11 protein-coding genes are annotated in these 13,218 nt (G+C 64.2%); 4 read left to right on the top strand and 7 right to left on the bottom strand.

What is annotated here, in order from left to right:
• Positions 1-40 precede the first annotated feature (40 nt).
• Entirely contained in the window at positions 41-1,213 is a 1,173-nt protein-coding gene (locus GXY33_17625) for an amidohydrolase (protein ID NLX06961.1), read from the top strand.
• Between the two features lie 45 nt (positions 1,214-1,258).
• The gene (locus tag GXY33_17620; protein NLX06960.1) at positions 1,259-2,386 is read left to right on the top strand and encodes a YbdK family carboxylate-amine ligase; all 1,128 of its coding nucleotides are present in this window, start codon (positions 1,259-1,261) and stop codon (positions 2,384-2,386) included.
• A gap of 194 nt (positions 2,387-2,580) precedes the next feature.
• On the opposite strand, the gene GXY33_17615 is transcribed toward GXY33_17620, so the two are convergent.
• The 7 genes from GXY33_17615 to GXY33_17585 all read right to left on the bottom strand — a co-directional run bounded on the left by GXY33_17615 (position 2,581) and on the right by GXY33_17585 (position 9,907).
• Positions 2,581-3,840: an ABC transporter permease gene (locus tag GXY33_17615; GenBank protein NLX06959.1), complete on the bottom strand. Its 1,260-nt coding sequence runs from the start codon at positions 3,838-3,840 to the stop codon at positions 2,581-2,583.
• Positions 3,833-4,807 carry an ATP-binding cassette domain-containing protein gene (locus GXY33_17610; GenBank protein NLX06958.1) on the bottom strand — a complete coding sequence of 325 codons (975 nt, stop codon included), beginning with the start codon at positions 4,805-4,807 and terminating at the stop codon, positions 3,833-3,835. The genes GXY33_17615 and GXY33_17610 overlap by 8 nt, the downstream gene beginning before the upstream one ends.
• Before the next feature lie 23 nt (positions 4,808-4,830).
• Complete coding sequence (locus GXY33_17605; GenBank protein NLX06957.1) at positions 4,831-6,300, bottom strand: radical SAM protein; 1,470 nt, start codon at positions 6,298-6,300, stop codon at positions 4,831-4,833.
• A 160-nt stretch (positions 6,301-6,460) separates the two neighbouring features.
• Complete coding sequence (locus GXY33_17600) at positions 6,461-7,000, bottom strand: hypothetical protein (protein ID NLX06956.1); 540 nt, start codon at positions 6,998-7,000, stop codon at positions 6,461-6,463.
• 22 nt (positions 7,001-7,022) lie between these two features.
• Positions 7,023-7,706 (bottom strand): hypothetical protein, encoded by a 684-nt coding sequence (locus tag GXY33_17595; protein NLX06955.1) that lies wholly within the window; start codon positions 7,704-7,706, stop codon positions 7,023-7,025.
• 174 nt (positions 7,707-7,880) lie between these two features.
• On the bottom strand, positions 7,881-8,801 hold the full coding sequence (locus GXY33_17590) for a class II fructose-bisphosphate aldolase (GenBank protein ID NLX06954.1): 921 nt from the start codon (positions 8,799-8,801) through the stop codon (positions 7,881-7,883).
• A 26-nt stretch (positions 8,802-8,827) separates the two neighbouring features.
• A complete protein-coding gene (locus tag GXY33_17585) occupies positions 8,828-9,907 on the bottom strand; it encodes a hypothetical protein (protein ID NLX06953.1) in 1,080 nt (359 codons plus the stop codon).
• 172 nt (positions 9,908-10,079) lie between these two features.
• Here GXY33_17585 and GXY33_17580 point away from each other — a divergent pair, with 172 nt between their 5' ends.
• Positions 10,080-11,228: a GntR family transcriptional regulator gene (locus GXY33_17580; protein ID NLX06952.1), complete on the top strand. Its 1,149-nt coding sequence runs from the start codon at positions 10,080-10,082 to the stop codon at positions 11,226-11,228.
• A gap of 10 nt (positions 11,229-11,238) precedes the next feature.
• Positions 11,239-13,218, top strand: a 1,980-nt coding sequence (locus GXY33_17575) for a hypothetical protein (protein NLX06951.1), incomplete at its 3' end; no start/stop codon positions are given.

Here is a 13,218-nt window from a genome sequence, read left to right as displayed (position 1 = left end):
CGAATGACGTAGCGCAGGCACTATAACATAATTATGAATTATGCTTAATAAGCATCAATTTCTTGAGGCGGTCGAGACGTGCTGGGAGCGTGCGGTGGTGCTGCGGCACCGGCTGCATCGGGTTCCCGAACCGGCACTGGGGGAGTACAAGACAGCCGAAATCCTCGCCGAGGAGCTGATCAGCCTGGACCTGAGCCTCCAGACGCAGATCGCGGGAACGGGCATCGTGGCCGAACTGGCCACCGGCCGGCAGGGGCCGTGCGTGGCCCTGCGGGCCGACATGGACGCCCTGCCGGTCGAGGAGGCCAACGACTTTGACTACCGGTCGCAGCATCCCGGCTATTCCCACTGCTGCGGCCACGACGGCAACATGGCGATCGTACTGGGAGCGGCGAGGGTTCTCGCCTCACTCTCGGACCAACTCTGCGGGCGGGTGCGGTTGATCTTTCAGCCGGCGGAGGAGGCCAGCATGGGGGCGTCGGCGATGATCGAGGCGGGAGCGATCGACGCCTGCCCGGATGCCATCCTGGCCGTCCACGGCTGGCCGGGGTTGGCCGTCGGATCGGTCGGAGCCCGGTGCGGCGCGATGATGGCTGCGTGCGACGTGTTTCGGATCACCGTGCTCGGACAGGGCGGGCACGGGGCCCGGCCCGAACTCGCTCGCAACCCGCTGATGGGAGTGGCGCGAGTGATCGAGGCCCTGTCGGACATGAACACCCCCGAGCGGATCGTCAGCCTCTGTCAGGCCGAAGTCGGCGAGCGGCCTAACATTATATCGGATACAGGAGTTCTTTCGGGCACGATCCGGTCGCTCGACACCGGGCTTCGCGCCCAAACGTTGCGGGAGGTGGTCGAGCGGGTCGACGGCACCTGTCACGCGGTCGGCCTGAAGGCCAAAGTGGAGTTCTTGGAGCACACGCCGGTGGTCAGCAACGACAAACGGCTTTACAGCCTGTTCCGCCGGGTGGCGGGTGACCTGCTGGGGCCGCGGAGTTTTGTGGCGATTGAAACGCCGAGTATGGGCTCGGAGGATTTCGGCTTCTACCTCCAGCAGGTTCCCGGCTTGATGTGCCGGATCGGCGTGGGCGCCGACAGCCCGGAACTGCACAACGCCCGGTTCGACTTCGCCGACGGAGCGGTCAAGGCGGGAATGGCGGTGCTGGCGGGAATGGCCTCGATGCTCTGCGCCGACGACGGACCCGCGACGCAGTGACATTCGCGAAGCCACTGAGTTCCAGGAGACTTGACGGGGGATGTCATGGCAAGCCGGATGAAGCCGTTCAAACCGAACACGTATCCGACGATGGGGGTTGAGCAGGAGTTCCACCTGATCGATCCGCGGACCGGACAGCTCGCGCCGCGGATGGAAGAGGTCTGGAAGCGGCTCGAAGGCTGGGCCAACGAGTCGGCCTGCTACGAGCTGATCCTCAGCGTGATCGAGATGCGAAGCCGGGTCTGCCGCACCGCCGACCAGTTGCTCGACGACGTGATCCAGTCCCGCCGCGATCTGGCCGAGGCGTGCCGGCAGGTGGGAGTCCTGGCCGTCGCCGCCGGATCGCATCCGTATGCCGACTGGACCAATCAGCCGATCGTCCAGACCGAACACTACCGCTGGCTGGCTGAGCACTACGTGGACGTCGCCCGCCGCCTGATCGCCTTCGGCCTGCACGTCCACGTCGGCATGCGCAGTGCCGACGGCGCGATGTACGTGATGCGGCAGATGTGCCGCTGGGTCTATCCGCTGCTCGCCCTGTCGGCCAACTCGCCGTTCCTCGACGGCCGGCGGACCGGCTTGGCCTCCACGCGGCAGATGCTGATGAACGCCATGCCGCGGACGATGACGCCGCCCGACTTCCACTCCTTCGCCGAGTTGGAGGCGTACTACGGCAAACTGCACGAGACGGGCGACGTGGCCAGGCCCGGGGATCTGTGGTGGGCGGTGCGCATTCAGCCGCCGTTGGGTACGATTGAGTTCCGATGCTTTGATCTGCCGACCGACGTGCGCCGCGCCGCGGCGCTGGCCGCGGTGATCCAAGCGGCGATGGCGACGCTCCAGGACGACTTTGAAGCCGGACGCGAGCCGGAGCGGCTGGTCGAGCACTACCTGGACCAGAACCGCTGGAAGGCGACGCGCTACGACCTCGACGCCAGGATCATCGAACCGCACACCGGCGAGATCCTGACCGTGCGAGATCAGCTCTTGCGGCTCTTCGATCGGATCGAGCCGAAGGCAAAGGAACTGGAGTCCGACCATCACCTGGCGTTCGCCCGGCACATGCTGACCGCCGAGACCGAGTCGCGGCAACAGGTGCGGTTCTACGAACAAAACGGCCGCGATTTGCGCCAACTGGAACTGGAACTGGCCAGACGAACGATGGACTTCTGATCGAACGAAAGAAAGGCAGGCAGATAGAATGCAGACCGTCAGCGAGCAGCGAAACGTGCCGGTAATCCACGAGGTCGATGTGGCGGTGGCCGGCGCGGGCGTCTCCGGGTTCGTCGCGGCCATCGCCGCGGCCGGGACCGGCGTCAGAACGGTCCTGGTCGCCCCGACGCATTTCGGCGTTCAGAATTCCGTCTTCAGCGGTACCGTATCCACCGGGCCAGTTCCCGGATCGACGCCGGTTTGCCGTACATCAGGATGCCGGTGCGGAAGATCTTGGCCGAGGCCCACATCACCGCTGGAACCGAGACGACCAGCAGCCCGATCGTCGCGGCGATCTGCCCGGCCGCGAGTTCCGGATCGGCGGCCAGGCGAATGACCATGACCATCGGCGTGATCGGCGGAATAAACGAAAGCGCGATCGCGAACGTCCCGTTGGGATGCTGGGCGATGTAGAACCACGCCGCCATCGGCACCACCAGCCCCACCGTCAGCGGCGCCATCAGCCCCTGCGCCTCCTTGAGCGTGTTGCACGCCGCCCCGACCGCCGCCATCAACGACGAGACGACCAGGAACCCCAGGACAAAGTACACCAGAAAATAGAGCATCATCGCCGCGCTGACCACGTCCGAAACGACCATCGCCGCGCCCACCAGATACGCGCCCGCGCCCCAGATCGCCATCAACGTCATACCCGCCCCGACCAAGCCCAGAATCTTGCCCGACATCAACTGGAACGGCGTAACGGCTGAGAGCAGCAGCTCCATCACCCGCGAACTCTTCTCCTCGATGACGCTGGTGAGCATGCCCTGTCCCACGCCGAAGACGCCGGTGAACATCAGAAAAACGAAAATGAACGGCACGAGGATCATCACCGGCATGTCGCGCTGCGCCTCGACCTTCGAACTCAGGTCGATCTGCTCGACCGGAATGCTGCGCTGGAGCCGGCTGACGATCTCGGGACTGACGCCCTGCGCCTCGAACCGCCGCGTGACCACCGCCTCGTTAATCAGGCGATAGACCTTCTCGTACATCTCCAGGTCGGCCACCGTGCGGGCGAAGCTGTAGTACCGGGCCCCGTCGCCGTCGTCCAGCACGTCGTGATCGATCACCACCAGCGCGTCGATCTCGCCGCGGCGGACCTGCTGCTTGAGGTCTTCGATCCGCACGTCCGGGTTCTCGGGCGGCTCCAGAACGTCGAACCGGATCTGACGGTCGGGCCGCGACGCGTTGTACTCCGCCGCCACCGCGGTCAGCGGCTCGGCCACCTGTTCCGACAGGTCGAGCACGGTGATCGTCCTGGGCGGCTGAGGACCGCCCACGCCGCCGTCGAACCGCCCGACGAACAGCAGCATGATCCCGACCAGCAGCGGCGTGAGAAACACGCTGAGCAGAAACGTCTTGGTCTTGACCGTCTCGATGTACTCCCGCTGGGCGACCTTGAGGATCTTACGCATCGGCCCCTCCCACCATGTGCACGAAAATCTCGTGAAGCGAGGGGATCTTCTGCTCGAACGCCCGCACGCGGACCCTGCCCACCAGCGCCGCCAGCAGCTCCTGGCTGTCGGACCCGTCGCGAAGCAGCACGTCCATCCGCCGGCCGTTGCGGATGACCTCAGCCACCATCGGCAGCGCATCGACGAACCGGTCGTCGCTCTCAAGCTCCAGCGACACCGCGTCGGTCTGGTGGCTGGCGCGAACCTCCTGCGTCGGCCCGTCGATGAGCTTCTCACCCCGGTGGATCAGCAGTATCTGATCGCAAAGCCGCTCGGCGTGCTCCATCATGTGCGTCGAAAAAATGATCGTCTTGCCCGACTGGTGGAGCCGCAGCATAATGCCCTTGACGTGGTCGAGGTTGACCGGGTCCAGCCCCGAAAACGGTTCGTCGAGGATCAGCACGTCCGGATCGTTGATCACCGTCGCCGCAAATTGCACCTTCTGCTGCATCCCGCGCGAGAGGTCCTCCACCTTGCGGCCGGCCCACGCCGAAAGGCCGATCTCGCCCAGCCAGCGGTCGGTCGCGGCGCGGGCTTCGCGGCCCGTCATGCCCTTGATCGCCCCGATATACGCCAGCATCGACCGCACCTTCATCTTGCGATACAAGCCGCGCTCTTCCGGCATGTAGCCGATGCGGTTGCCGCGGCGAAGCAGGCTGGACCGGCCCAGAATCTCGATCTGCCCCTCATCGGGCGAGATGATGTTCATGATCATCCGGATCGTCGTCGTCTTGCCCGCCCCGTTGGGCCCCAGAAACCCGTAGATGCTGCCGGCTGGAACCCGCGCGGACAGTCCGCGAACGGCTTCGACCGTCCCAAAACGCTTCTGTACGTTGTCGATGACGATGGCGTCCATGGCGCCCACCACTTTACCCGACGCCCCGCCGGTTCGCAACTCCCGCAGCCGGGCGAGGATACAGCTAATCATAGGCGCAGCGGGCCGAACGCTGCTCAAACGCTGCGAAGTTGCCGAAGAATGTCCCAGTAGGCCCCGCGGGCCCCGTTGCGGATCGCGTCGGTCAGTTCCCGGTTGTCGTTGTAGTTGTGGTCGTGACCCGTCTCGTTCGCCTCCAGGGCCGGTTCGAAGAACCGTTGATCGCCGGCAATAAGGTCGCGAACCAATTGGGCGGGCTGCGGACCCAACTGCGGCGAGATGTAGAACGTCGGCTGGAATAAGTCGATGGGCCCCTCGTACTTGCGGCGGATGCCGGGGTTGGTCTCGGGCGCCGCCTCCGCCAGAACCCGCTGGGCGATCGGCGTGCCCGGATACAGCCGCACGCCCAGCGACGCCCCGGCGCAGTCCGGCCCGATCCGCTGGATCAGGTCGATCGTCTCAGCCGCGGTCTCCGGCGTCTCATCCGGCCCGCCCAGCAGCAGGTCGAACATGCAGCGGATGCCATGCTCGCGGCACAGCGCCACCGCGCGGATGATGTCCTCGCGGCGGTGCGGCTGACGGTAGCGGGCCAGCATCGCATCGTTCACCGAGTCGACGGTAAAGTTGATCCCCACGCACCCGGCCCTGGCCATCTTCGCCGCTAAATCGGGACCGAACGGCACCACAGCCAGGTACGCGTACCAGCGAACCCGCTCGCCCAACCCGCGGCCGATCAACTCGTCGCAGACCGCCGCCGCGTGGTCGCCGGGCACATTGAACTCGCAATCGCACGTGTGCAATACGTCAAACCCTTGGACAGCAAGGGTTTGTAACTCATCGGCGACCTCCGCGGGCCGGCGCAGCCGGCCAAACCGACCCTTGGCCAGCGGATCGGCACAGTACGCGCAGCTCCGATCGCAGCCGCGCTTCGTCTCAAACCCAAGCTGACCGCCGTTTTCGTAGTAGTAGCGGTTGTCAACTTCGCTCCGGCTGGTGGGCAGGACCAGTTCCCGCGGCCAAGCGGGCGGGTTGCGGTGAAACGACGGCTGCGCTGCGCCGCCATCCGCCAGCCGCGATTCCCCTTGCCTGGCACCTCGCCAGATCAATCCGGGAACCCGATCGAACCGCCGCCCGTTTCGCAACTCGCGGACCAATGCCACCAGCGCCTCTTCGCCGTCGCCGTGAATGCCGAAATCGGCCCCGCTCATCGCCATGATCGGCTCAGCGAAGATGGAAAAACCCACGCCGCCCAACACCACCGGCGCATCGGTCAGCGTCCGAATGGTCCGCACCGTCTCGGCCAGGCCCGGAGCGAACCACTGCGCGCTCGGCCAGAAGCAATCATCCGAGTTGCGAAACGACAAACCCACCAGCTCCGGCTGCGCCTTGGCAAAATAGTCCGAAAGGGCGGCCCGCGGATCGCCCGCCATGTTCAAATCGAGAATCTCAACCTCCAGCCCCTCGCGCCGAATGTGCCCGGCGATGTAATCCAAAGCAATCGGCGCGATCGGCGGAAGCATCCGGTTGGTATTAACCAGCGTCAGCATGGAAACCTCGCAATCACCTCGTCGGCGTGCGCCAACCATTATACGGCCGCAAGACCGGACGGTGAAGAGGCCGCCTCTGCCTGTGCCGATATTCTGGCATCTTCACACCATGTCCTGTCGCACGACAGCAGAGTCACTTGTGGTTTGTCGTGGCGAGTAGCTAATCGGACGGAGGGTTCGCATCGCCTTGCGGCCAGTACGCGCCGCTGAGAAAGTCGTCGGAGGTGGCCATTTGAAACTTATGCCAGACGTTGTCCTCTTCTCCGTACAGCATCCGCTTGCCGCACCAGCCGACGGGAAACGACTCGCCCTGCTTCCTCCAATGGATCGGGAAGGTCTTCGGCCCCGCCACCTCGTGGTCTTCGGCCCAGTATCCGCCGTAGGTGCGGCGCAGGACCTCGCCGATATAAGCGCCGAATTGATGGGCGAGAAGTCCAAGTTCGTCATCACTCAGCCGGCCGTCAACTCGCCGTTGGTGCAGGTCGGCCAGCAGCGACTCGACTTGCTCGACGGAGTCGGGGGAATAATCGAGAGTGACGCCGCGATCGGCGGCGATCCTGACCGCCTCATCGGCCAATGCGGCCAGCAGCACGTTTGGATCGCTGTAGTCGGGCGTTGTCGCTCTCCGCTTGACAACCACCACAGCAAGCAGCGCCACAATCGCAAGGATCACAACAGCCGTGATATGATATGCATTCATTTCGGTGCCTCCAAAAACGGCCTCACCGTTCGCGAGTTCCGTCGAGTTCGGATGGCGGGTGAACCTGCGGCTGGGTCGGTTGGGTTTGTGGTGCGGCGTCGAGCATTTTCAGAGCCTCCGCAGCGATTCGGGCGACGGAGGCATGGGGGCTTTCGAGCAGGCTGCGAAGCTGCGGGCGAAACTGCTGGAGACCGAGGTGGCCGGCCATCGTCGCCGCGTAGGCGCGGGTGTTGCCGTCGTCCGGCGCATCGAGCAGACGGCGGACGAGCCATGCCATCGGCTTAAGGTCCAGGTCGTCGGGTCCGGCAGACAGGATCACCACGCGATCGAGATGGTTCGGGTCGCGGCGATTCAACTCGTGATCGACCACCATCTTCTGCAGCGCATAGGCGGCGGTGATGCGAACGACCCGGTCGCCGTCCTCGAAAACCAGCGGCACAATCAACGGAATGGCGTCCACATCGCCGCCGGCGGCGATCACGTGCAACGCGGTGATCCGCCCGTTGGGCTCCTCGCCATCGAGCTGCTCGATGATCTCAGGATGCTCCTGCCGAAACCGCTCAGCGCCCAGCCGCGCGAGAAACTCCCGGTACGCGTCCTCCTCCGCGTCAGGCTCGGCAACCGGGGGCGAGAGCACCTCCGGCGGCGGATCGGCCGTCACCCCCGGATCGTGCCGCGCATTTCCGCAGCCAGGCAGAAACGGCATGCAGAAGACTGAAAAGACAATCGCGCCGGACACCAAATCAAGCCGATGCTTCCCCACCTCACACCTCGCTTTCCCGTATCCAGCCGAACGTCAACGCCAATCTGACACAAACACCGCGGCACGTCAAGGCAAATCATCAGCCAAAGAACGCAATCGGACCAAGCAGCGGCCCGGTTAGGCGATCCTCTCAGCCAGTCTCGCGGCGCTGTTTTCAATCCGGAAGTAGTTGATCAGCATTTCGCGGACGTCGTCAGCCACCGCCTGCTGGGCGGCTGACGGGTCGCGGGTGTCCTTGAGCGTCTTCTCGTACGTCTGGCGAAGCGCGGTGCCGACGTTGATCTTGGTGATCCCGTTCTCGATCGCCCGCAACACCGACTCATGCCGGATGCCCGATCCGCCGTGAAGCACCAGCGGAATCCGCGTCGCCTCCGAAAGCCGGCGCAGGTGCTCGATGTTCAGCCGCGCCTCGACCTTCTTCTGATCCTTGGCCGCCCCGGTGATCGCCCCGTGAATGTTGCCGATCGCCACCGAAAGCCAGTCGATATGGCTCTCCTCGACGAACCGCTGCGCCTCATCCACCCGCGTGAACCCGCGACCGGACTCGAACAGCTCGTCATACGGCGGGATCGGCCCGCTCTCGTGGCCGAGCACCGCGCCCAATTCCGCCTCCGATGCGGCCCCCTTCGCGTGCGCCATCTGGGCCACCTGCCGGGCCACGTCAACGTTTTCCTCGAACGGCAACCGCGAACCGTCCACCATCACCGAATCGAATCCCAGATCCAGCGCCTCGCGCACGCAGCGCGCCCAATCGACCCGCTGGTGGTCCTCGTCGATCACCGGCACATGGTCCTGGTGCAGCCGCACATACCCGCGGTCGGCGTGTTGGTTGAACAGTTCCGCCACCGCGGCGAAGCTCCTGGCCTGAAACTTGGTCGTCTCGAGCAACGCCACCTCGACCAGGGCGAAACTGCCGCATGAGCGGATTGCCTCGACGATCGGCTGAACCATCGGCAGGTGCGGAATGTTGAACGCGGGCACCGGAATGTGCAACTCGTAAGCGGCCCGCATGATCGTGGTCAGAGGAATGTTGTGCATGGTGACTCTCCGTGAAATATGTGAAGCTATGCGTCGAGACGGCCGTACTCGCGGCACGTCTGGAAAAAGGCGTCGATATTGTCCAGCGGCACCTCAGGCTCCAGCACGTGAGTCGGCGAGACGATCAGCCCGCCTTCGCGGCCGTACTTGTCGATCACCTCGCGGACGCGGGTCCGCACGTCGTCGGCCGATCCGAACGGCATGGTCGTCTGCGTGCCGATCGTCCCGTCGAAGGTTAGCCGCCTGCCGAACCGCCGGTGCAGATCATCGAGGTTCACGCACTCGGGCTGAAGCGGATTGAGAATATCGACGCCCGCCTCGATCAGTTCGGGTACGATCGCCGAAACGTTGCCGTCGCTGTGATACCAGACCTTGATCTGAGGATTAATCGCCTTGCAGGTCTGCCAGACCTTGCGCCACCGCGACAGCATCATCGACCGCCACAGGTCGGGTGAGAACATCAGGGCCTTCTGGTTGGCCACGTCGTCGCCGCAGTGGAGCCAGTCGACGCCCGCCCGCGTGGCTGCGACCGCCCGGATCATATTCTGCTCGGCCAGCCGATCCAGCAGACACTCCGCCCACGACGGCCGCTCCACCATGTCCATCAGGAACGGCTCGTAGCCGCGGATCTGCCACGCCGTCTCGTACATGTGCCCGACCCAACTATTGACCACCCTGCCGTCGGCATGGGCCTGACGCACCTCATGGGCCATGTGCGAGCCGGTCCACGCCCGCTGATCCTCCAGCGGGTAGTTCTCGATCGCAGCCAGACTCGTCGCGTTCCGCAGCGGCGAGACGTAACCCTCGAAATGGTAGAACCCGCTCGGCTTCAACGCCACCCCGACCTCGTTGATCGCCGTGCCTTCGGGCAGGTCTTCATCCCTCCAGTACGCCGAGTAATCCGGCGGCGATGCGCCCTCAGGGCGTCTGATGGCGATGCCCACCGGACTAAACATCCCGTAATGACCGGCAATGTCGTCGGTCCCGATCCCCTCGGCCACCCGGCGGCGCAAGTCGGGAACGCACCAGGCATAGTAGAGAATCCGCCCCGGCCGCCGATGCTCGACGGTGGCCCGGAAACACTCCAGATCGGTCCACATGCTCATGACCTCGAACTAGGTTCCGCGACAGGCCCGACCTGCCGTGAAAAGACAGCCTATATCCCAAACCCGCCAAACGCAAGCCGCAGGCGCTAGCGGCTAAGAAAACCATTGACCGAAATTCAGTTAAAAGGTATACTCTTTAGTGTTGTAATAGTGGTATTTATGGACAAGGGATATGACGTATAAACGATGTCGGCTTCGGTCGCTGATCCTGGAGCAGATCGAAAAGGGCGATATCGACGTGGGCGATCAGCTCCCCACCGAAAGTCAGATGGTCCAGCAGTACGGCATGAGCCGGGCCACCGTCCGCGAGGGAATTGCCCTGCTCGTCCAGGAGGGGATCCTGGCTCGCCGACGGGGGGCCGGGACGTTTGTTCAGAGCATTAAGCCGCGCAGTGACAACAAGTTACTGGCAGCCATCGTCGCCTGCCAGCCTGGCGGGTGGGACAATTTCGGCCAGGTCGTCCACGAAATCGAAGCCCGGGTCCACGAGCAGGGCTACTCGCTGATCGTCTGCAATCACGAGAGCAGCCGCGAAAAAACCCAGGCCCATCTTCAGCGGATCATCGAACAGCGGGTCGGCGGGGTCATCTTTTCGCCCATCCAACTGCCCGGCTTCACCGACTTCAATCTCCAGGTCGTCCAGACGCTCGAAGATAAGGGTATACCTTTTGTCCTGATCGCCTCGCCCATTTCCGGCGAAAGCCTCTGCCGGTACAGCTTCGTATCGAGCAACGGTTTCGCCGCCACCCGTGAGATCGTTCGGCACCTGGCCGGGCTGGGCCATCGGCGGATCGCCTATATCCGCGGCCTGCCGGAGGTGTTCTCAGCCGATCAGCGGTTCTCCGGGTTCTGCGAGGAAATGAAGCGGCAGAACCTCGACATGCCCGATGGCTATATCCGCCAGATCGAAGTTGGCCCGGTCGAAGACCAGGGCCGCCGCGAGGTCCGCGAGCTGCTGGCCCAGTCGCCGTCCCCATCGGCTGTGGTGTGCATCCACGATTCGGTGGCCCGGAACGTCATCGAGGAGGTCCAGTCGATGGGCTTGAGCGTCCCAGCCGATTTGGCGGTCGTCGGCTTTGACGATCTGTACTTCGCCGCCGAACTGAATCCGCCGCTGACCACCGTCCGCACGCCGCTGCCCGACGAGGCGGCCATGGACGTGGCCATCCTCTTCAAAAAGATCAACGGAACGCTGACCGGCGAGCGGCAGGAGTTTCTGCCCTGCGAACTGGTCATCCGCGAATCCTGCGGAGCGCCGCCGAAGCTGCGCGCCTCGAAGATCATACGGGCCGCCTCGCCGGCCGTCGCAACCCCCTTGTAGGAGTCGCTGCATGCTCAGATGCGCACTGATCGGTCTGCTGTGGGCGGGAACGGTATCAGCCCAGGTTCCGCAGTTCATCGAGGGCGTGTCCATCGAACCGACCGGCTGGATGAATACCGCCGCCGGGATCGAAATGGGCGTGGACCACTACGGTAAGGACTGGGCCCTCTCGCGCCAGGTGCTGGGGGCGGTAACGACCAAGGGCGAACCAGCCGCAGCCGCCGACCGCTGGTCGCTGACCGGCTCGTTCGCCGGGTTCGACTTCGCTCAGACGATCAGCGCCGCCGGGCCGAACAAACTCCACTACCACGTCGAAGTAGCGAGCGTTTCGGGCGTCCAGACCAGTCAACTGGCGTTCGTGGTGACCCTGCCGGTCAAGCTCTACCAGGGCAAGTCGGTGGAATGCGACGGCAAGACGATCGCGCTGCCGCAGACGTACGGCGAGGAGTTCCTCTACCAGGCCGCTTCGGCACAGACGCTGACCATTCCCACCGAATCCGGCCAACTGGTGATCCGAAACGGCAATGGCATCATCATCCAGGACCCGCGCAAGTACGGCGAACTCTATCAATGGTACACGATCCGCCTGTCGTTCTCGCCGGCCAGCGGCGTTCTCACGCAAAGCGCCATCGATCTGGACATCGAGCTTCAGCCGTACCATACCGAGCCGATTGACATCCGCCGCCAGGCGAATATGGGTTTCGCCGACGAGGAGCCGGCCGACGGGAAGGGCGGCTGGACTGACCAGGGTCCGAACAACGACATCCGGATGCTGCCGGTGGGGCCAAAACGTTTCGGCGGCGTCTTGTTCGATGTCATCGACCCAACCGCCAACGACGGCAAGTCGTGCCTCATCTTCTCCGGACCCGAGCGAGGAGACTTCCTGAAATCGGCAACCATTCCCGTCGCGAACAAGACGTTCGCATACCTCTATTTCCTGCACGCGATCGCCTGGGCGCCGAAAGGATACGCCACGGTCGGTCACGTTCAGGTGGACTACGCCGACGGCAGCCGGCAGACCATCGCTGTGGAATTCGACCGCGACGTGAGCAACTGGTGGAACGTGCTGCCCACCGAGAACGGCGACGTGGTCTGGACCGCCACCAACGGCTCGTGCTACATCGGGCTGTACCTGGCCCGGTTCGCCGTCGAGAACAAACCCATCGCCCAACTGACGCTCGAGACGACCGGCAACGCGGTCTGGATGGTCGCCGGAATCTCCGGCGGCGAGGCGGTGCCGCGGTTGTTCGTGCCCAACCCGGTCTACACCGTCGAAGGCGAGACCTGGACGCCCTACGTCTACGATCTGTCCGTTCAGCCCGACAGCATCATGGATTTTTCGCACATGAACCACACACCGGCCGGCAAATTCGGCCGCGTCATCGCCACGGCGGACGGCCGTTTCGCCTTCGCCGACGCTCCCGAGACGCCCGTGCGGTTCTGTGGGGCAAACCTGTGTTTCTCAGCCAACTTCCAGGACAGGGCGGCCTGCGAGCGCCTGGCTCAGAATGCCGCCCGCATGGGGTACAACACGATCCGGTTCCATCATTTCGACTGCGGGATCGGCAGCTTCAGCGATGCGGTTTGCACGCTGAATCCGGTCGAGCTCGACAAGCTCGACTACCTGCTCTACTGCCTGAAACAGCAGGGCATCTACGTCAGCATCGACCTGTTTTCCGATCGGGCGATTGGGCAGGGCATCATCCCGGAAGCGCCTGCCAGCGTTCATCACGATCTTAAGGCGCTGATCCCCGTCCTCGATTCGGCGATGGCCAACTGGAAGGCCTACACCCGCAGTCTGCTGACTCACGTCAACCCGTATACGCAACTGGCGTGGAAGGACGATCCGACGCTGTTTTCGATCTGCGTCGATAACGAAGACAACCTCACGTACTGGTGGGACGAGTGGCCTTATGTCAGGGACCTCTACGATCAGCGGTTCGCCGAATGGCTGGCGGCGGAAGGGAAGGCCGGCCTCGACGGCGAGGCC

This window comes from Phycisphaerae bacterium (genome assembly GCA_012729815.1).
Classification (GTDB): domain Bacteria; phylum Planctomycetota; class Phycisphaerae; order JAAYCJ01; family JAAYCJ01; genus JAAYCJ01.
The sequence above is the reverse complement of the archived record's forward strand: the minus strand, read 5'-3'. Positions and strand labels throughout refer to the sequence as shown.